The 20549-nt window shown below is 60.4% G+C and carries 16 protein-coding genes and 1 tRNA gene; 10 read left to right on the forward strand and 7 right to left on the reverse strand.

The features are described from left to right. Positions 1 to 15: 15 nt before the first annotated feature. The gene (locus SPITH_RS06045; RefSeq protein WP_014624805.1) at positions 16 to 417 is read right to left on the reverse strand and encodes a response regulator; all 402 of its coding nucleotides are present in this window, start codon (positions 415 to 417) and stop codon (positions 16 to 18) included. 114 nt (positions 418 to 531) lie between these two features. On the opposite strand from SPITH_RS06045, the gene SPITH_RS06050 reads away from it, so the two are divergent. Continuing rightward, a tRNA-Gly gene (locus SPITH_RS06050) sits at positions 532 to 605 on the forward strand. Between the two features lie 129 nt (positions 606 to 734). Beyond that, complete coding sequence (locus SPITH_RS06055) at positions 735 to 1655, forward strand: M15 family metallopeptidase (RefSeq protein ID WP_014624806.1); 921 nt, start codon at positions 735 to 737, stop codon at positions 1653 to 1655. Between the two features lie 3 nt (positions 1656 to 1658). Here SPITH_RS06055 and SPITH_RS06060 read toward each other — a convergent pair whose 3' ends face one another. Beyond that, positions 1659 to 3395, reverse strand: coding sequence for a DUF5312 family protein (locus SPITH_RS06060; RefSeq protein WP_014624807.1), 1737 nt, complete (start codon positions 3393 to 3395; stop codon positions 1659 to 1661). Between the two features lie 85 nt (positions 3396 to 3480). Between SPITH_RS06060 and fusA (SPITH_RS06065) the strand changes: the two genes are divergently transcribed. Continuing rightward, entirely contained in the window at positions 3481 to 5529 is a 2049-nt protein-coding gene (fusA, locus tag SPITH_RS06065; RefSeq protein WP_014624808.1) for an elongation factor G, read from the forward strand. Between the two features lie 43 nt (positions 5530 to 5572). Here the strand turns inward: fusA (SPITH_RS06065) and SPITH_RS06070 are convergent, their stop codons facing one another. Then, the gene (locus SPITH_RS06070) at positions 5573 to 7501 is read right to left on the reverse strand and encodes a methyl-accepting chemotaxis protein (RefSeq protein ID WP_014624809.1); all 1929 of its coding nucleotides are present in this window, start codon (positions 7499 to 7501) and stop codon (positions 5573 to 5575) included. Positions 7502 to 7650: 149 nt separating this feature from the next. On the opposite strand from SPITH_RS06070, the gene fusA (SPITH_RS06075) reads away from it, so the two are divergent. Beyond that, positions 7651 to 9732: an elongation factor G gene (gene fusA, locus SPITH_RS06075; protein ID WP_014624810.1), complete on the forward strand. Its 2082-nt coding sequence runs from the start codon at positions 7651 to 7653 to the stop codon at positions 9730 to 9732. 99 nt (positions 9733 to 9831) lie between these two features. Here the strand turns inward: fusA (SPITH_RS06075) and SPITH_RS06080 are convergent, their stop codons facing one another. From SPITH_RS06080 to mfd, 3 genes are all read right to left on the reverse strand, one after another. Then, positions 9832 to 11193, reverse strand: coding sequence for a citrate/2-methylcitrate synthase (locus SPITH_RS06080; protein WP_014624811.1), 1362 nt, complete (start codon positions 11191 to 11193; stop codon positions 9832 to 9834). A gap of 88 nt (positions 11194 to 11281) precedes the next feature. Beyond that, the gene (trmB, locus tag SPITH_RS11980) at positions 11282 to 11971 is read right to left on the reverse strand and encodes a tRNA (guanosine(46)-N7)-methyltransferase TrmB (RefSeq protein ID WP_014624812.1); all 690 of its coding nucleotides are present in this window, start codon (positions 11969 to 11971) and stop codon (positions 11282 to 11284) included. Positions 11972 to 12011: 40 nt separating this feature from the next. Beyond that, on the reverse strand, positions 12012 to 15395 hold the full coding sequence (mfd, locus tag SPITH_RS06090; RefSeq protein ID WP_014624813.1) for a transcription-repair coupling factor: 3384 nt from the start codon (positions 15393 to 15395) through the stop codon (positions 12012 to 12014). Between the two features lie 38 nt (positions 15396 to 15433). Between mfd and SPITH_RS06095 the strand changes: the two genes are divergently transcribed. The 4 genes from SPITH_RS06095 (at position 15434) to amrS (ending at position 18384) form a co-directional block, all read left to right on the forward strand. After that, on the forward strand, positions 15434 to 16378 hold the full coding sequence (locus SPITH_RS06095) for a hypothetical protein (RefSeq protein WP_014624814.1): 945 nt from the start codon (positions 15434 to 15436) through the stop codon (positions 16376 to 16378). Position 16379: 1 nt separating this feature from the next. Beyond that, positions 16380 to 17093, forward strand: coding sequence for a PilZ domain-containing protein (locus SPITH_RS06100; RefSeq protein ID WP_014624815.1), 714 nt, complete (start codon positions 16380 to 16382; stop codon positions 17091 to 17093). A 107-nt stretch (positions 17094 to 17200) separates the two neighbouring features. Continuing rightward, positions 17201 to 17512 (forward strand): hypothetical protein, encoded by a 312-nt coding sequence (locus SPITH_RS06105; RefSeq protein WP_013313949.1) that lies wholly within the window; start codon positions 17201 to 17203, stop codon positions 17510 to 17512. After that, on the forward strand, positions 17509 to 18384 hold the full coding sequence (amrS, locus tag SPITH_RS06110) for an AmmeMemoRadiSam system radical SAM enzyme (RefSeq protein WP_014624816.1): 876 nt from the start codon (positions 17509 to 17511) through the stop codon (positions 18382 to 18384). The genes SPITH_RS06105 and amrS overlap by 4 nt, the downstream gene beginning before the upstream one ends. Positions 18385 to 18390: 6 nt before the next feature. On the opposite strand, the gene SPITH_RS06115 is transcribed toward amrS, so the two are convergent. Beyond that, on the reverse strand, positions 18391 to 19230 hold the full coding sequence (locus SPITH_RS06115) for a hypothetical protein (protein WP_155816515.1): 840 nt from the start codon (positions 19228 to 19230) through the stop codon (positions 18391 to 18393). Positions 19231 to 19354: 124 nt separating this feature from the next. Here SPITH_RS06115 and SPITH_RS06120 point away from each other — a divergent pair, with 124 nt between their 5' ends. Both SPITH_RS06120 and SPITH_RS11775 read left to right on the forward strand, forming a co-directional pair. Then, on the forward strand, positions 19355 to 19546 hold the full coding sequence (locus SPITH_RS06120; protein ID WP_014624818.1) for a ferredoxin: 192 nt from the start codon (positions 19355 to 19357) through the stop codon (positions 19544 to 19546). 136 nt (positions 19547 to 19682) lie between these two features. Continuing rightward, complete coding sequence (locus tag SPITH_RS11775; RefSeq protein ID WP_014624057.1) at positions 19683 to 20543, forward strand: IS1595 family transposase; 861 nt, start codon at positions 19683 to 19685, stop codon at positions 20541 to 20543. The last annotated feature ends 6 nt before the right edge of the window (positions 20544 to 20549 follow it).

Genomic DNA, 20549 nt, shown 5'->3' on the forward strand with positions numbered 1-20549 from the left:
CTTGGTGGTTCCCCCCTAGTCCACCGGAATCCCCAAGGAGACGAGCTCTGCGTACAAACGCTCCTTGCGTATGGGTTTCACGAGATATCCCTGCGCCCCTCCCTCGTGGAAGGCCTGGATCACGTTCTGGGGATCGTTGAGCGCGGTGGTCATGAGCACCTTGGTGCTCGTGAAGGGATCCACCCCTCTGGAACGCTCGAACTCCCGGATCTTCCTGAGCGTCTCCTGGCCATCCATACGCGGCATCATGATATCGAGGAACACCACGTCGAAGCGCTTCCCCCCCTCCCATGCCTCGACGAAGGCCTCGAAGCCCTCGACCCCATCCTCTGCCACCACACATTCTCCGAGACGTTCCAGGTACTTGGTGAGCACCACTCGAGCGGCGATATCGTCTTCCACGATCAAAAACCTCATTCCGCTTCCTCCTCTTTCAATGATAATCCCTTCCCCAGAATTATCAAGGGATCCGGTAGAAAATATTGACACTCACCACATCTTTTTGTAGTATGTGCCTCGCACGGGAAATCGGCGCCTGTCGTACAATGGTAGTACCTCAGCCTTCCAAGCTGATGATGTGGGTTCGATTCCCATCGGGCGCTCCATGCACGTCCTGCAGGACCTCTCCTGCAGGACTTTTTTTATGAGGGACGGCATCCCCCTCACCCACCGCACTGCTGTCGAATCATGATGAATATAGTAATATATAAAAGACGCCATGAAGGAGGATCGACATGGGTTCGGCGAAGTTCATCGTGGGGCTCTATCTCATCCTACGCGCTCCGATTCTCGCAGGCCCCTTTTTCGTCACCTCCTCCCCTCCTCCGGAGGAACCCGCACCTCCTCCTTTCCCCGAACTCTCCGTGCTCAAGGAGGCCTATCCCGATCTCACCTTCGATCCGGTCTACGATCACGAACAGGGGGACTGGCGTCTGGTCGTGACCGCAGGGGGGCGTACCGGGGTCTTCTACCGCGCCGGGGGTCGGTTCCTCCCTCCCGATCGGGTCGGAGAACAGGATCGGTACCGCATGCTCATCTACCGGTATGCGGAACAGATCCCCGATCCCGGCAGGTTCACCGAGGAAGACATAGAGAGGATCGTCCGATTCGCCTCCCCGGAGAACCGCAGCTCAGGACGGGTGACCCCCACCTTCTTCTTCGACCTGGTCTACGATTCGGCCTCCATGGAACAGGTGGAGCGGCACATCGTCCAGGTCTCGTTCCTGGGCAAGAAGGTGAAGATCCACGAGCGGATCGTGGAGCCGCTCGCCCGCATCGAGGCCGCCCTCTTGCGTCTCGCAGAGGAAGACCCCGAGACCGCGGCATTCATACATACCCTCGAGGTCGTCGAGGGCTATTCCTGGCGTACCATCAGGGACACCGCCGGAAGGTCGTTCCACAGCATGGGGATCGCCCTCGACCTCCTCCCGGCGGGATGGCAGCGAAAGACCCTCTACTGGTACTGGGAACGCAACAAAGGTAACGATCGTTGGATGCTCATCCCCCTCTCCGAACGCTGGATGCCTCCTCTCAAGGTGATAGAGGTCTTCGAGGCACACGGGTTCATCTGGGGAGGGAAGTGGCCGGTGTGGGACAACATGCACTTCGAATACCGGCCCGAGCTCATCGCGGGCAGAAGTCTCTTCACGGACTGACTCCTATGTCCTGTCGCGCACCTCGAGATCGAGCGACTCCCTGAGCAGGCCCGCCATGAGTGCAACGCCACGCTGCACCTCGGTGAGCGACTTCCTGAGACGCCGGTGTTCCCTCACGTCGAGGTCCTCCAGGTTGGACAGGGTGTCGAAGGGTTCTCCGCTCCTCCCCCACAGGATGCCGCCGAGCACCTTCCCCAGGAGATCGGCCGCCTCCTGGAGGGAAGAGAGCCAGCGCTCGATCCTCTTCTCCTCCTGTTCCATGATCACCTCGAGTCGGCGCCGCTTGAGCGGTTTGATGATGGACTCCTGTTCCACCATGTGTCGTCTCCTGCCTATCTCCCCTTCGGGAGAGAAGCGCAGGGCCAGATCCGCCAATACCTCCCTCATACCGGTGAGCACGGTGAAGGAATCCACGAGCTGGATCCGGTTCTCCTCCTTGTAGAAGGCCCCGTCTATCATGATCACGTTCAGCCAGGTGAGATACTGCGGGAAGAACAGTTTTTCGGCGAATTCCACCGTGAAACGGAGTGAGAGGGCGAACTTTCCGGGGAAGAACTCGTCGTCGATGAAGTATCCATAGTAGGGAAGCGGAGCAAGGTCCTCCACCCCGAGGAAGGAACACATCCTCTCTTCCAGGTCCTCCTTCTCCCGGCGGATAACGAACCGGTCGAAGGACTCCTGCAGCACCTGGTCCCAGTAGCGCCGGACACGGACGAGCCACTCCTCTCCCCCTGCGAAGGGAGAGGGAACGAAGACCGGGTTCTCCGAGACGAAGCGTGCCACGTCCAGGAGAGGCAGACGGTGTACCTCCTCCGTGAGATCCTGGAGGACCCTGAGGAGCGAAGCCTCCACATCGGTTCCGGAAGAAGGGGCCCCGTCCTCTTCCCGGAGGCCGTCCAGGTAGAGAGAGAGGAAATGGAAGAAGCCTCCGGGAGGGGTCTCCACCTCGGCATAGAGGAGACTCACCATCTCGAGAAGACGTTTCTTCAGATCGGGGTTCTCCCATCCGGGTGAGGAGACCTTGCCCTTTCCCTCCCAGAACGAGAGGATCGTCGCATAGGGGAACTCGCACACTTTCTTGAGGTATGAGAGAAGTCGGGCGGCTCCCTGCATCCTCTTCCGGGTCGTGGTTGGAATATAGGAGAAGATCCGTTCCATGCCCTCCGAGAGTCGTCTCTTTATCTCCTTCCGTCTGTCGGGAAACGCAAGCCCCGGCGCCTCACGTTCGACCCTTTCCTCCATGCGGTCCACGAGGAGGAGCTGTCGCAGTTCCGTGTCGACCTCGGGGCTCACGAAGGCGAAGAGGGCGGCGAGGAAGGCATCTTCGTGGTCCCTCGTCCAGAGCGGGCCGAGCTCTTCCCTGAGGATGCTCGTCTTTCGGGCGATCTCCCGGATTCCTTCGTAGAGCCTCACCCCCAGGCGTTTCTCCGGAAAGTGGAGGAGGAGGGGGTCCTTCCGCTGGATACGCCCCCGTACCCTCCTGAGGAGATGCTGTTTGATGGAGAGTTCCCGTGAGATGCCCGTGAAGAGTTCCTTGAGGAAGAGCAGGAACTTCTGGATGATGGAGAGCCGGTCCCACACCTCCTCATAGTTCTGATCCTCCAGATGGAGTTCCTCCTCCGTGGCACCCAGGGGAAGATCCTCGGGGTGCGTCTGCTCGTCGAGGAGCTTCTTCCTCAGGGATTCCCGCTCTTCGGCCGAGAGTTCTCTCACCAGGCGGGAGAAGACGCTCACTTCCATAAGGATAGTATAACCGAGTATCGAAAGGAAATACAGGCCTTCTCTTTTCCCCTGGAATATGCTACGATCGGTCGCACGAGGAGTTATGGACAGGACGAAAATTCGCAACATAGGGATCATTGCACACATCGATGCGGGAAAGACCACCACGACCGAGCGGATCCTCTACTACACGGGGAAGACCCACCGTATCGGAGAGGTGGACGACGGCCAAGCCACCATGGACTGGATGGAGCAGGAGCAGAACCGCGGCATCACCATCACGGCGGCCGCCACCACCTGTTTCTGGAAGGATCATCAGATAAACATCATCGACACCCCGGGTCATGTGGATTTCACCGTGGAGGTGGAGCGCGCCCTCCGGGTGCTCGACGGCGCGGTGGTGATTTTCTGTGCCGTGGGGGGAGTGGAACCGCAGTCCGAAACGGTGTGGCACCAGGCCGACACCTACGGGGTGCCGAGGATCGCCTACGTGAACAAGATGGACCGCATGGGGGCGGATTTCTTCGCCGTGCTGGAGGAGATGGAGAAGAAACTCGGTGCGCATCCGGTCCCCCTCCAGATCCCCGTGGGGAAGGAACAGTCGTTCCGGGGGGTGATCGATCTCATAACGATGAGGATGATCGAATGGAACCAGGAGGTGCAGGGGGCGGAATACCACTACCTGCCGATCCCCGAGGACATGGAGGAGACGGCCGCCGCGTGGCGTGAACGCCTCCTCGATTCCCTCTCCAGCCACTCCGACCGGATCACCGAGCTCTTCCTCGAGGGCAAAGAGATACCGGAGGACCTCATCCTGCGCACCATACGTTCGTGCACGCTCGCACGTCAGATCACGCCGGTGTTCTGCGGCAGCTCTCTCAGGAACATGGGCGTGCAACCCCTTCTGGATGGGGTGATCTCGTACCTCCCCTCACCCGCCGATCTGCCGCCCATCAAGGCCTATCACGTGAAGAAGGAAAAGGAGGTGGAGATACCACAGGAGGAGTCAGGCCAACCTCTCGGCCTGGTCTTCAAGATCCATGCGGACAGGGATGCGGGGAACCTCTGCTTCGTCCGAATGTACGCCGGAAGCATCAAGACGGGCACCACGGTCTACAACGTGGCGAAGAAGAAACGGGAACGGATCACCCGCATCTTCCGGATGCATGCGAACCGTACCGAACCGCTCGATATGCTGAGGGCCGGGGACATCGGCGTGGTCGTGGGGTTCAAGCTCGCCCAGACAGGCGATACCGTCTCTTCCGAGGGACAGCCGGTGCTCCTCGAGCGTATGCACCTGCCCGAACCCGTCATCTCCATCTCGGTGGAGCCGAAGACCCTCTCGGACAGGAAGAAGCTCCTCGACACCCTCTCCGTCCTCACCACGGAGGACCCGTCCCTGGCCATGAAAGAGGACGAGGAGACCGGGGAGATCCTCCTCTCGGGAATGGGGGAGCTCCACCTGGAGGTGGTGGTGACCAGGATAAAGGACGAGTTCGGCATGGACGTGAGGACGGGCAAGCCGAGGGTCACCTACCGCGAGACCATCACCAGGGAGGCCACGGTCACCGAGACCTTCGACAGGATCATCGGCGGGAAGGAACAGCGCGCCACCGTCACGCTCGCGGTGCGGCCCAGAGAGCGGGGAACGGGCAACCGCTTCGTCTCTCAGGTGAGGGGGAACAGGATTCCGGAGGAGATCCTGGAGGCGATACGCCGCTCGGTGGAGGCCTCCTTCACAGGCGGCATCCTCCTGGGATACCCCCTCGTGGACGTCGAGGCCGAACTGCGCGAGGTGGAGTTCGATCCCGAGACCGGTACGGAGTTCGCCTTCGAGGCTGCCTCGAGCGGGGCCTTCGAGCGAGCCTGCAGGGAGGCGGCCCCCGTGCTCCTTGAGCCCATCATGCGTATCGTGGTCATCACCCCCTCGGAGTTCCTCGGGGAGGTGGTCAACCAGCTCTCAGGCCGAGGGGGAGTCATACAGGGGATCGAGTCCCGCGGCACCGTGGAGGAGATACATGCGCAGGCTCCCCTCGAACGCATGTTCGGCTACAGCACCGCCTTGAGGAGCGTCACCCAGGGACGGGCGAGCTTCTCCATGGAATTCAGTCACTTCGCCCCCAAGGAGGACCAGGCGAGACCGCGTTCGTAGATGCACGGCGTTCCGCGGTGCGATCGGGCTCTCTTCGCACGTGCTATTCCGCCTGAACCGCCGATGCGTCCGGCTCTTCCTCGATCCTGAAGGTCTCCACCACCTTGTGGAGTTCCACCATCCGGTTGCGGCTCTCCTGGGCGAGGTCGCTTATGGTGTTCACCGCCTGGAGGATCTCCCTGGTGCCGCGTTCGATCTCTTCCACCCCCTTCCTCACCTCGAGGGAGACGTCCCGCGATCCCTCCGCAGCGTCCCGGATCTCCCCTGCCCTCTGCATCATGTCCTCCGCTCCTTCCCGTACACGGGTGGTGATCTCGTTGATGGTGTGCGTGGCGGAGAGAATGGAGGAACTCGCGCGTGAGAGCTCGGTCATGCTGGCGGCGATCTCGTCGAGGGCGGTGGCGAACTGGGAGACGTCGCGGCGGATGTTCTCGAAGGCGTGGCGGCTCTCGTCGCTGGCGCGGAGGGCCTGCTGGATGCGGTCTGTGATGCGGGAGAGGGACTGGCTGATGCGGTCGGCGTGCTCGCCGGTGGACTCTGCGAGCTTGCGGATCTCCTCGGCGACGACGGCGAAGCCGCGGCCGGCCTCGCCGGCGTGGGCGCTCTCGATGGCGGCGTTCATGGAGAGGAGGTTGGTCTGCTCGGCGACGGTGTCGATGATCTCGATGATCTCCTGGATGTCGGAGATTTCGCGGTGGATGGAGGAGATGACCTCGTTGGTGGTGCTGACCTTTTCTCCGCCGTCGTGGATGACGGAGAGGAGATCGGCGGTGCGCGCACGGCGGTCCTCTGCGAGGGAGGCGACGTGCTGGACGGAGGCGTTCATCTGTTCGATGGCGGCGGAGCTTTCGGCGATGTTGCGGGCCTGGGTCTGGATCTGGGAGACGACGGAGTGGATGCGGTCGACGATGGAGGAGATGGCGGAGGAGGTGGCGTCGAGGTTGGCATCAAGGCGGGCGACGAGGTCGCGGATGGACTCGATGGTGCGGGTGATCTGGTTGAGGGCGCTGGCGGACTGGGCGGCGCCGCCTGCGAGGACGTCCTTGAGCTCCTCGACGTTGCGGGAGGCCTCGCGGACCGAGAGGAGGAAGTCGCGGAGGGTGTCGAGCACCTCGTTGAGGTTCCTCGCGAGGCTGCCCAACTCATCCCTTCCTTCCACCTTCGCCACGACCATGAGATCACGGTCCTTCACCTGGTTCATCACCTGCTCGAGGTGAATGATCCTCCTCGCGAGCGTCGAACTGATCCGGATCACGAAGAGGGAGGAGAGGACGATCACCGCCAAGGTGAAGAGCACGAGGGCGATCTGGCTCCAGAGGGTGATCCGGGCCACCTCTGCATCGACCTTCTCTATGACCCCTTCCACCCGGGTGGCAAGGAAGTCCTTTATCACCCTTCGGGCGATCACCACCTGGTTCCAGGCCTGCTGGATGCGGGAGAGGGCGAGCCCCACTGTAGATGCGATACCCGCATCCTCATGATGGAGGGTCTCCTGTTGCTGATAGAGGAAACTCTGTATCTGGAGGATACCGAAGAGCCTGTCCCGCGGTATCTCGCTGGTGTTGATGATGGCCTGAAGGTACTCGTAGGCCACCTCCATACGCAAGGGGATGTCCTCCTTCTCCCAGGACTCATAGGCTGCGTCGAGTTCCTGCTGGAGCCCCTTCGGGAGGAGCCGCTTACCGGGGTGCGACACGAGGGCCCCGAGCGCGCTGCCGAGGTGGTCGATGCTCTGCCTCCACTCCTCCACCACGGTGTCGAGGTACACCCCGCGTTCCTCGTAGTCGTAGGCGAGCACCTCGGCGGTGCTCTCCAGGAAACCATGGGCCGCGAAGAGCACGTCGTAGCCGGCCGACTGGAGGGCCCCAAGACCGGTGACGAGATTGTTGCGGATGGTGATCCCTGCGAGAATGAGCCCTATCCCGGTGAGTACCGTGACGAGGAGGAGAATCAATCTCGTTCTGATGCGCATCCCTTGTCTCCCGTATGATAATGCTCTCATTATACACCTGATCAACCAACTGCACAAGAAACGATCCAGAATATTTTTCTTGACAACTCTTTTTCCCCGCCCCTATAGTAGTAAGACCTAGATGTATCACCAGGGGAAAGGAGTGCGCCATGTCTGTGAGTACCGCCACCATCCGAAACCTCTCAGTAGTGGGACACGGGGGAACGGGGAAGACCACCCTCGTAGAGCACATCCTCTACGCCGCGGGGGTGATAGACAAGCCCGAGACCGTCGAGTCCGGCAGGACGGTGAGCGATTTCCTCCCCGAGGAGATAGAGAACCGCTTTTCGATAAAGACCGCACTCTCCGCCTTCACCTGGAAGGACATAAAGATCAACCTCTTCGATACCCCGGGAGCCGGCGACTTCATAGGTGAAGTGATCTCCGCCTTCCGGGCGTCCGACTGCGCCCTCATGGTGGTGGACGCGAAGTCCGGCGTCCAGATAGAGACGATCAAGCTTTGGCGAAGGCTCGACATGCGCAACATGCCGAGGATGGTCTTCATCAACAAGATAGAGCTCGACAATGCGGGCTACGACAAGACCGTGGAGGACCTCAAAGAACGATTCCATAAGACCTTCATTCCGGTGACCATCCCGCTCGGTGAGGGAACGGACTACAGGGGTGTGATCAACCTGCTCACCATGAAGGCGCATGTCATGGATGGCGGGCAGGAGAAGGAGGTCGACATACCGGAGGAATACCGGGAGGCGGCGGAACAGGCCCATCTCGAACTCATAGAAGCGGCGGCCGAAGGGGATGACGAGCTCACCGAGAAGTACTTCGAGGCCGGGACGCTCACCATCGAAGAGGCGAAACGCGGGCTCGCCGAAGGGCTCAAGGAGAACAAGTTCGTGCCCGTGCTCTGTGGATCTGCCCTCCTCCACTCCGGTATCAACGATCTGTTCCATGTGATAAACGAGATCGCCCCCTCTCCCGAAGCCCTCTCGGAACCGATCCTCCGCAACGGGGAGGAGGATCGCCTGCCCGTGGATCCGAATGCGCCCTTCTGCGGATACGTGTTCAAGACATTCTACGATCAGTTCTCGGGAAAGCTCTCCTTTATAAAGGTCGTACAGGGGAGTCTCACGCCCGGCGCCGAGGTCCTCAACCTCTCCGAACAGAAGAAAGAGCGGGTCTCCAAGGTGTTCACCGCGATCGGGAAGAAACTCGTCGAGACCTCGGGGGCAGTGGCAGGGGATATCGCCGTGGTGACGAAGGCCGACTCCCTCAGAACGAACGACACCCTCGCCGTCCAGGAGATCGACTTCCGTTTCAAGCCACTCGCCCTCCCTCAACCGATCTTCTCGCTCGCGATCGGGACGGACTCCAAGAAGGAACAGGACAAGCTGGGCGAACTCCTCCACAGGGAGGCCGAGGAAGATCTCACCTTCACCCTCACCTACAATCCTGAGACGAAGGAGACCGTGATCTCCGGAATGGGCGAGCTCCACATCAACATGATCCTCAACAAGATCAGGGAGAAGTTCAAGATCAACGTACACACCAAGACGCCGGAAGTGGCCTATCGAGAGACCATCACGAAACCGGCCTCCGCGGAGTATACCCACAAGAAGCAGACCGGGGGGCACGGACAGTACGCCCGTGTGGTCATGGAGATCAAACCCCTTCCCAGGGGAGAGATCTTCGCCTTCCACAACGCCATCCATGGCGGCGCCATCTCCAAGAACTACATACCCGGCGTAGAGAAGGGCGTGCGAGAGGGAATGGAGGCGGGTATCCTCGCCGGCTATCCGGTGGTGGACCTGGAGGCCACCGTGGTGGACGGCAAGGAGCACCCGGTGGATTCCTCGGAGCTGGCGTTCAAGATCGCGGCCCGGGAGGCGCTCAAGGACGCTCTCACGAGGGCGGGCTGCGTCCTCCTCGAACCCATCATGAAGCTCACGGTCTTCATAGAGGAACAGTATCTGGGCGACATCCTCTCCGACTTGAGCGGACGACGGGGGAAGGTCTTGGGGCAGAAGCCCATAGGAGGTGGTATCGTCGAGGTCGACGCCCTGGTTCCCCAGGCGGAACTCCTCCGCTACGCCATCGACCTCAAGTCGATGACCTCCGGCACAGGGTCTTTCGAAATAGAGTTCAGCCACTACGAGCCGATATCGGGTAGAATCGCCGAGGAGGTGATAAAGAGAGCACAGTCGCGCCAGGAGGAGGTAAAGGCAGGTCAATAGGAGTGAAAGAGAAAAAGGAGGCCTCGCAAGGAGGGATGGGAGGGAGGTTCAACCTCCCTCCCCTTTTTGTGTCCCGGGCCGGGCCACGCACATGACCGGTCAACCCCGCTGATCGAGAGGAATGTACTCCCGTTTCCCTATCACGTTCTTGTAGGCGGGACGGATGATCCTCCCTCCGCTTATGAGCTCCTCCACGAGGTGGGCCGACCACCCGGCGATCCGGGCGACCGCGAATATGGGGGTGTAGAGTTCGGTGGGAATCCCCAGCATCTTGTAGACGAAGCCGGAATAGAAGTCCACATTGGGTGCTATCACCTTGTTCGACTTCTTTATCTCGGCGAACAGCTCCGGGGTGAGACGGGCGATGAGTTCATAGAGACCGAACTCTTCCTCGAACCCCTTCTCCTTCGCGAGTGTCTCTGCCTTCTCTCTGAGGAGCACCGCCCTGGGGTCCGAAATCGTGTAGACGGCGTGTCCCATGCCGTAGACGAGACCGCTCCGGTCGAAGGCTTCCTTGTTGAGGATCTTGACGAGATAGTCCCTCACCTCCTGCTCGTCGCTCCAGTCCTTCACGTGGGCCTTGATGTCCTCCATCATAGCCATCACCTTGATGTTGGCTCCGCCGTGCTTGGCCCCTTTGAGAGAACCGATGGCCGCCGCGACCGCGGAATACACGTCGGTGGCCGCCGAGGTGACCACGTGTATCGTGAACGTGGAGTTGTTGCCTCCGCCGTGCTCCGCGTGGAGGACGAGGGCGAGGTCGAGGATCTCCGCCTCGCTCCTGGTGTACTCCTTGTCGGGGCGTATCAGGTACAGGAAGTTCTCGGCGGTGGAGAGATCGGGCTGAGGAGGATGTATGTAGAGGCTCTCTCCGTGGTAGTAGTGGCGCTTGGCCTGATAGCCGTACGCCACCAGTACGGGAAATCGGGAGATGAGCTCTATGCTCTGTCTGAGCACGTTCTCTATGGACAGATCCTCAGGATTGGGATCGAAGGAATAGAGGGTGAGCACCGATCGTGCGAGTTTGTTCATGATGTCGGAACTCGGATTCTTGAGGATCGTGCTCTCGGTGAAATCCCCGGGGAGATTGCGGTTCTCTCCCAGCACGGCCTGAAATTCCTCGAGCTCGCTCTTCGTAGGAAGGTACCCGAAGAGGAGGAGGAAGACGGTCTCCTCGAAGCCGAAACGCCCGTCGGCCTGGAAACCCGCCACGAGATCCTCCACCGAGATGCCCCGGTACAGGAGCCTTCCGGGGACGGGAACCACCTCTCCCTCGTCGATCACATAACCGTGTACCTCACCTATCTCCGTAAGTCCCACGAGGACACCGCTTCCGTCCTCGTTGCGCAGGCCGCGTTTCACGTTGTAGCGTGAGTAGAGGGCGGGGTCTATGGTGTTGTTCTCTCGTGCGATCGGGGTGATCTTCTCGAGAAAGGCCTTCTCTCTGGCAGTGAGATCCATCTGTGCCCCCTTGTATATTTTTGCAGTATATTAGCAAAAATCAGGAAAAAATTCAATATTCTTGCAAAAAGACGCAAGAATATGCAGTTCAGCCGGAAGAGGAGGTGCGCTTGAACACGAAGACCTCCCAGATGGGGTGGTGCTCCCTCGCCCCCTTCCGCTCGTACTTGGTCACCGGCCGCCACACCTGCCTCGGAGCGAACCCCCCGTACTCGTTCACGAACGCCGGATGGGAGGAGCATACCTGGAGGATCTGGGAGGCATACTCCTCCCAGTCGGTGGTGATGTAGAGGTAGGCGCCCTCCTTCATGAAGGGATGAAGGATGTCGAGGAACGGGGACTGGATCATTCTCCGCTTGTGGTGCTTCCGCTTCGGCCAGGGATCGGGGAAAAAGATGTGTACCCCGTCGAAGGAGTCCGGGAGGAGGAGCTGTTCGAAGAGGTGGAAGGCATCCGCCTGGACCACCCTCAGGTTGTCGAGTCCCTTCGTATGGATTTCCCTCAGCACCTTCCCGACTCCCGGGGAGTGGATCTCCACCCCCAGGAAGCCCGTCCCGGGAAACCGCTCCGCGAGGGCCACGGTGGCGTCCCCCATGCCGAAACCGATCTCGAGCACGTAACGATCGAAAGGGCGGGGAAAGAGCGACGCCACCGGCCGCCTCCCGCCTGTGAGATCCACGGCGTAGAGTGGTTTGAGTGCATCAAGGGCACGCCGTTGTCCTTTCGTGATCCGCCCCTGACGCGGGGCATACGTCTTCACACCCCATCCCGATGTCATGTGCGCAATGGTAGGGGAAAATGCGTCCTCTTGCAAGACTTTAGAGCAGCCTTCCCAGTTGCTGGACGAGGTATTCGGCCTTCTCCTTGAGACCCACCGAATCACCGGTGAGGCGGAGGACGTGCGGTCTGTGGGGGTCGAGGCGTATCCTCCCATTGCCTTCCCGTATGAGTCTGAGCACCTTGTCGGGGGAAAGGAGGGATACCTTGCCGAACTCGACCTCCACCTCTCCCTTTCGTTCCCTGATGGCGCGGATGGCCAGTTTTTTCGCGAGGATTTGGAGCTCGGCGATCCCGAGGAGGCTCGCCACTTCGGGGGGCAACGGACCGTATCTGTCCTCGAGCTCCTCCTGGACGGCCGCCAGATCCTCCTCCGTGCGCACCGAGACGATCTTCTTGTATACCACCATCTTCTCTTGAGGTTCCTGTATGTAGCAATCGGGAATGAAGCCGGTGTACTCGAGTTCGAGATAGACCTCTTCTTCGGACCGCTCCTCCTTCTGTTCGAGTTCCCGTATGGCCTCGTCGAGCAGCCTGAGATACATGTCGAAGCCCACGGAGTGGATGTCGCCGCTCTGTTCCCGTCCCAGGAGGTTGCCCGCACCCCTCACCTCCAGATCCTTGAGTGCCACCTTGAAACCAGCGCCGAGTTCGGTGTGGTCGGCGATCACCTGCAAGCGCTTGGCGGCGAGTTCGGAAATCTCACGTTGGGCAGGATAGAAGAGATAGGCATAGGCCGTGCGGTCGGAACGGCCCACCCTTCCCCTCAGCTGGTAGAGCTGCGCGATACCGTACATGTCGGCCCGGTCGATGATGATGGTGTTCGCATTGGGGATGTTGATGCCGTTTTCTATGATGGTGGTGGAGACGAGCACGTGAAACCCGCCGTGGATGAACCGGTGCATGATCTCCTCGAGCTGGTGAGAACTCATCTTGCCGTGGGCGACCTCCACCATCACCTCGGGGACGAGGCGCTCGATGAACGTCTTCACCTGGGGAAGGGTTTCCACCCGGTTGTGGAGATAGAAGACCTGGCCTCCACGCTCCACCTCACGGCGGATCGCCCGGGCGATGACCTCCTCCGAGAACTCCAGGATGTGCGTCTCTATGGGACGGCGTTCCCTGGGCGGTGTCTCGAGGAGCGAGATGTCCCGGATCTTGAGGAGCGACATGTGGAGGGTCCGTGGTATCGGGGTTGCGGTGAGGGTGAGACAATCCACCGAGGCCTTGAGCTCTTTGAGGCGCTCCTTGTCCTTCACGCCGAAACGCTGCTCCTCATCGATGACGAGGAGTCCGAGATCCTTGAACACCACGTCCTTCTGGAGGATACGGTGGGTTCCTATGAGTATGTCGATCTTTCCCTCCCGGAGGGCTTTCAGGATCTCCTTCTGCTCCGGGACCGGGACGAACCTCGAGAGCATGGCCGCTCGTACGGGAAAGCCCTCGAGGCGCTCCTGGAAGGTCTCGTAGTGCTGTTCCACCAGGATGGTGGTGGGGGCCAGTATGGCCACCTGTTTGCCGGCCGTCACCGCCTTGAAGGCGGCCCTGAGGGCGATCTCGGTCTTACCGAAGCCCACGTCCCCGCACACGAGGCGATCCATGGGCCGGGGAGACTCCATGTCGCGCTTCACCTCCTCGATACACCGCAACTGGTCTTCGGTCTCCTCGAAGGGGAACCGGGCCTCGAACTCCATCTGCCACTCGGTATCGGGAGGAAAGGCGAATCCATGGGCGAGCTTCCGGCGCGAGTAGATGGCGAGGAGACGCTTCGCGAGGTCCTCCACCGACTTCTTGACCCGTTCCTTGCGCTTCTGCCAGCTCGAAGAGCCCAGCTTGTCGAGACGCGGCGCTGCGTCGGAACTCCCTATGTAGCGCTGGACGAGGTTCACTTGCTCGATGGGAACGAAGACGTACTCCTCGCCGGCATACTCGAGGTGGAGATAGTCCCGCTCGTTCTCCCCCACCTTCATCCGTTTTATCCCCAGGAAGCGGCCTATGCCGTGGTGAACGTGCACCACATAGTCGCCGGGGGACAGCTCCACGAAACTGTCTATGGGCGCACTCTTCACCCGTTTGACCGACGCGGGGGTGCGTCTCCTGCGGCCGAAGATCTCGTTTTCGTGGAAGACGGCGCGTTTCGCCTCTGGGAGTACGAAACCGGTGGAGAGAGTGGTGAGCTCCACCTTCACGTCCGGGAACTCGCGCAGGAGGAAGGCGAGGCGTTCCCTCTGCGGCTCCGAATCGGTGAGGACGTACACGCGGTAGCCGAGGGAGAGGAGCCGGGAGAGTTCCTCCTTGAGGAAATTCACGTTTCCGAAGAAGACTCTGGGCCCTTCACAGGAGAAGTGCACCATGGAGTCCTCCTCCTCGAGAAGGAAGATCTCGATCCTGTCGCGACGGGTCTCGAGGTGCGAGAACGGGAGGAGGACATCCTCCGGCGTGGGCACCGGTCTCAGATGTCTCACCCGCCCATGTACGGTGGAGAGTTCGGTCCTGTAGGCCTCGTCCGCGTGGAGGAGCCGCTCCTTGCCCATGAGGAGCAGGAGTGGGGTGCCGGGCACGTACTCCAGGAGCGAGGAGGGACTCTCGTAGGCGAGCGGCCAGTAGAGCTCCTCCCCCTGCATCCGCCCCCGCACTGCAAGCTCCCCGACGAGGCCGTCCACGTCGAGTCTGGGCGCGCGGGCCTTGAGGGCCTCCCTCACGCGGGAGAGCCCCTCCTCATCCCACAGATATTCCCTCAGGGGCGGAACCACGATCAGGTCCTTTTCCTTCAGGGTGCGCTGACTCGAGGGGTCGAAGAGCCGGATGTGTTCGATCCGGTCGAAGTCCACCACCAGACGGAAAGCCCCCTCCTCACCCGGCGCGAAGACGTCCACCACCTCTCCGCGCACCGCACACTCCCCTCTCAGGGACACCCGCGGCACCCGGAAATACCCCATCTCCACGAGACGCCCGGCCAAGGCCGCAGGATCCACCTGCTGCCCCTTCCTCAGGACGAGGAGGCGCTCCCTGAACCGATCCGCGGGGGGGAGGCGCCAGAGAAAGGCCCTCAGCGAGGTGCACACCACCTCGAGCTCACCCGCCAGGAGACGGGCGAGGACCTCGGCGCGCCTTCCGAAGACCGGTGCGTGCTCCGCGAGCCCCTCTCCGTAGAGCGTGATCCCCCACTCGGGGAAACACCCCGCCTCCACCCCCAGGGCACGGAGACTCTCCACCGCATCCTCGGCCTCTTTCTCGGTGGGGAACACCACACAGAGGGGGCGTCCCAGTCCGGAAAGCCGGGCGAGGAAGAAGGACGAGAATCCACCCTGCACACCGCGGACCCCTATGGGCACCTCTCCACGGTTGTATCGGGAGAGCAACTCCTTCCACGCCCTGGACGAGGAGAGGACGGAAAATATATCCTGAAAAAATAAGGAATCCATCACTTCATCCGATGATAATAACAGTCAGGAAGGTACACATGAAGAGATTGCACACGATCGTGCCCGCCCTGTTCCTCGCATGCCTTGCGCTCCCGGCTCAGGACGTGAGCGGGCTCGAGTTCTCCATCCGCCTCTACAACCAGCGCATCTACTATCCCGATTCCCCCATACAGATAAAGATCACCCTCACCAACGCCGGCGCGCGGGACATCTCGTTCAAGATCGCGGATCAAAGGATTCATTCCTTCGGATTCGATATGAGGACCATCTCAAACACTCGGGTCCCGGAGTCGGAGTTTTTTATCACACACCGGATCCAAAATCAACCGGTGTTCTACCGTACCATCACCTTGCTCCCGGGTGAGGAGTACGCCATCGTGGAAGACCTGAAGGACTACTGCGCCGTCACCGAACCGGGGGTCTACGTGATCCAGGGGCTCTTCTATCCCGACCTCTACGCGGCATCGTCGACACCCATTCGCTCCAACCGGCTCATCCTCACCGTACACCCCCCCATGGACACCCTCGAAGAGGCCGGGGTACGGGTGGAAACGCAGACCGGCGAGGTCCTCAAGGCCCAGCCCCTGCCTCCCGACGAAGTCGTGCGCACCGTGATAGAGGCGCGGCAGAAAGGTCAGTGGGAGAGGTTCTTCCTTTTCATCGACCTCGAGGCCCTCTACACCCGCGACCGGACACGCCGGCAACGCTACCTCAACGCCGCGGAAGAAGACCGCATCCGGCTGCTCGAGGAGTTCAAGAAGGGACTCACCCAGCAGGTGGTCGATCAGGACATCGTGCTCATCCCCCAGGAGTTCGAGATCGTGAAGACAGAGTACACCTCCAGGGAGGGATCGGTACGGGTCATCGAGAAGTTCAGATATCCCACCTACACGGAGGTCAAAGAGTACACCTACTCCCTCCAAAAACGCGACGGAATCTGGTATATTGTGGACTATACCGTGCAGAACCTGAGGACCGAATAGCATGAAGGTGCTCCTCGTCACCGACAGAGAGGATCTGCCCCGTCTCGTGGAAGGAGCCCTCCCCCCGCACATGCTGGAGGTGGTGCACTACTGGCATCCGGTGAAAGCCATGGACAACCTCGAGGAGGTGGATCCCGACCTCGTGATCTTCAACGCCGAGGACTTTCCCAGACACTGGAAGACCTTCACGAGCTTCCTCAAGGCCACCCTCCCCACTCCTGTTCCCGTGATCCTCCTGGTGGGAGACTCCTTCTCCGAAGAAGAGAGCGCAAAGGCCACGACGCTCGGCGTCCGTGCCCTCCTGAGCAGCAACCTAGAGGAGAGGGAGGAACGCCTGCGGCTCAGGCAGATCCTCACCCGTTACGGCGAGTTCAGGGAGCAGAGGCGGCACGGCAGGTATGTCCCCACTCCCGGCGAACCCGTGCGGTTCATCTTCACCCATCCGGGAAGGAACCGCCTCGTCTTCGGCTTGGTCGAAGACATCTCCGAACAGGGTATGAGCTTCAAACCCGAAGCCCCCCATCTGGTCTCCGATCTCAAGCATGGTCAGATCCTCGACACATGCTCGCTCAGGATAGGAGACCGCATCCATACCCTCTCGTGTACCGTGGCATCCTGCGACGACTCCCTGCACCTCGTCTTCACCGAGGCCCCCGAGGACTTCTTCCTCGACGTGAAGCGGTACATCGAGGCCCACACCGCCTCCCCGCTCTGATTTCCTTGACATCTTCCGTGATCTTTCATTACTCTGATGGTAGACCCGTCGGGAACGACTACGCCGTCCCGCTGCCGCGGGCGGATGGGACGAGGGAGAGCGGGGATATGGCGCAGAAATACCTCGAGGCCCAACCACTCCACGCCTTGCAGCTTCGACACCGATATACCGACTACGCCCTGGAAGGGGTGCCCTTCTCCGGAACCCTCAAGAAGCATCCCTACGATCCCCACAAAGTACTCCTGTGGGAACCTCCCTTCAAGGAGGAGGCGGGGTTCTACGAGTTCATCATCGACGACATCCTCCATGTCGAACTCGAGGCCACCCTCGGGACCGAAGAGGGCCTCGCGGTTCAAGTGGTCACCGTATGGGTGAGAAAGGGAACCCGGGCCGTGAAGATACAACCCTTCGTGGTATGACCATGGACGCCGCGCTTCCGGAGGCACGGTACTACACCCCCCTCGAGGATTCGCGTGTACGGTGCGAGCTCTGCCCCCACCGGTGTATCATACCCGAGGGGAAGACCGGGGTCTGCACCGTGCGCCTCAACCGCGAGGGCAGGCTCACCCTTCCCTATTACGGCAAGATATCCTCCATCGCACTCGACCCCATAGAAAAGAAACCGCTCTACCACTTCCACCCCGGCTCGGTGATCCTGAGCATCGGGTTCTTCGGTTGCTCGTTCAAGTGTCCCTTCTGTCAGAACTTCGAGATCTCCCAGGAGTATCGGACATACCTCCGCACCGCGCTCGAGATACCCACCGACAGGCTCATCCATCAGGCCAAGGCCTACCACTCGATCGGTATCGCCTACACCTACTCGGAACCGCTCATCCACTTCGAGTACGTAATGGAGGTGGCCGTCGAGGCCCGGAGACACGGGCTCAAGAACGTGCTCGTGACCAACGGGTACATCAACCCCGAACCGGCCGACGAGCTCCTCGAGGTGGTGGATGCGGCCAACGTGGACCTCAAGAGCTTCAACGACGAGTTCTATCGCAAGGAGATCAAAGGGAGCCTCGAGCCGGTCCTCGCCTTCATCGAAAAGGCTGCGAAAAAGATCCACGTGGAGGTGACCACCCTCCTCATCCCGGGCAAGAACGAGAGCGAGGAGGAAGTGCGGAGCATCGCCCGCCGGCTCGCCGGCATACGCAAGGACATCCCCCTCCACCTCTCCGCCTATTTCCCCCGCTACAAGTACACCATCCCTCCCACACCCCGGGCGACCGTATATCGGGCAGTGGAGATCGCAAAGGAGTACCTCGACTACGTGCACGCAGGGAATGTGTAGCTCAGCTCAATCGCGAGTGATCGGTGTGCCTCCGTTCGCCGGAATCCTCACCTCGATCTCCATATCTCTACGTCGTATCCATACCCTCCAGCCTGGTGTGATGACTTGAGCATAGAATACTCCCTCCCGTGGCCACCCCATGCTCGCATCCGGCCACCACACCTCTTCCATGCGTACCACCTCGCCCTCTCCCCACCGCTCTCCAGCCCAGGCTTCAACCCAACGTGCACGCCTCGCTGCCTCGGCCCATGTCCCCACGATCCGGCTCGCTCCCTCGAGCCATCCCGGTACACCCGGCCCCCACCACCACCTCCCCTCCTCTCCTTGGCGTACCAACCGTAGTTCCCAGCCATCAGGCACCGCCTCACCCCACTCATTACCCCTCACCCTTTCCCACACCCCTTCCAGCTCCTCCCACGCCTCAGCTGCCATTCTGACTTGCACCCACCCCGCCCCCGCACTCACTACATAGCCGGTCCCTTCAGCATCAAGCACCACCACATCCCTGAATCCCGCAATCCCCCCGCTCCGCCACACCACCCATTCCACCTCCTGGGGCCAGATCGCCTCCCATCCCACCACGTCGAGCACTATCCCCCCAGCCACCTCATACACCTGCACTCGATAGCGCCCCCACTCCCCCATCTCCCGGATCCCCACCGCCGGTACCACCCCACCCGGCCCCATAAGCACCCCTTTCAGTCCTCCATACGCCACCCACACCCCCTCACATACCACCTCTTTACCCGCCAAGGCACTCCCATGAGCGAGAATCTCACCCACTGAGAGCACCTCTTCCCCCATGAGAACACCCGCGACCAGGCACAACACCCACGCGCGTTTCATATCCACCCCCTTCTCATCGTAACCCAGGTTACAGTCTTTTTCCACACCATAACGAGGTAGTGTAGCCATGAGGTACCCGGCGTGGGTATACTGGTAGTGACACCAGTCGTGAAAGGAGTGTGCCATGGCCAAGCGAGTGGTCATCGACCGCGATGAGTGCATAGGGTGCGGCAGCTGCGCCGACGCGTGTCCCGATGTCTTCGAGATGGACGACGAGGGCAAGGCCCGTGTCATCCTCCCCGAAGGCGGCGACGAATCCTGCATAGACGAGGCCATCTCCATCTGCCCGGTGGAGTGCATCCGCTGGGAGGAGTAGCCGGGGACTGTAACATCGAGTGTTGAAAAAGGCGGGGAAAAAAGATAAGGGGTATCTCCCACCACACTAATCTTTTTGGTGATTACCATTTTTGAGCCACCTGTGGTATAATACCGAAGAGAGAGGTGGCACGGATATGGACGTCGTAAGTCTTTCAACACTTGCAAGCGATAGAGAGAAAACGGTCTCCTATCTGAGAGAGAAAGGTCTCCTCGTCACGTACACCCGGTGTCCCTTCTGTGGAAGTGAGCATATAGGCGAGGTGAGACGAGAGAAGTACAAGTGCTACCAGTGCAGGAAAGAGTGGAGCATACGACGAGGGAGCATCTTCGAGGGGATGAAGCTCTCCTGGGAGAAGATCCTGTGGGCAATGAAGCTCTTTGAGATGGAAGTTACCGCCCACAAGGCGGCTTTGCAGTTACGGCTCTCCTATGAGGTGACGCTGAGGCTCTACACATTGTTTCGGAAGGCGATATGGGTCCACACCCAGAAGGAGGGGAAGAGCCTGCTCGAAGGTGAAGTAGAGATGGACGAAAGTTATTTTGGAGGAAAGAGAAAGGGGAAGAGGGGGAGAGGGGCGGCAGGGAAGATTCCTGTGTTTGGGATTCTTGAGCGAGGGGGAAAAGTGCAGGTGGAAGTGGTGGAGCAGGTAAGTGCGGAGGAGCTTGTACGACTGGCAGTGGCCAAAGTGAAGCGGGGGTCGCTTGTGTATACCGACCGGTTCAAGAGCTATGATGGGCTTGTGAGCTATGGATTCAGGCACAAGCGGATTGATCACGGGAAGCGATTTGCGAATGGGAAAGTGTACATCAATGGGATAGAGGGGTTTTGGAGTTATGCGAAAGGGCGGCTGCTCCAGCATCACGGGGTGAGTGTAGAACGTTTTCCGCTCTACTTGAAAGAATTGGAGTGGCGGTATAATCATAGGGAGGAGGATCTATTCGAGCTTCTGCTGGAGGTACTTAGAGAGTACTCCCGGGTGGCAAATAATGGATAATCACCA

This window comes from Spirochaeta thermophila DSM 6578, assembly GCF_000184345.1.
Taxonomy (GTDB): domain Bacteria; phylum Spirochaetota; class Spirochaetia; order Winmispirales; family Winmispiraceae; genus Winmispira; species Winmispira thermophila.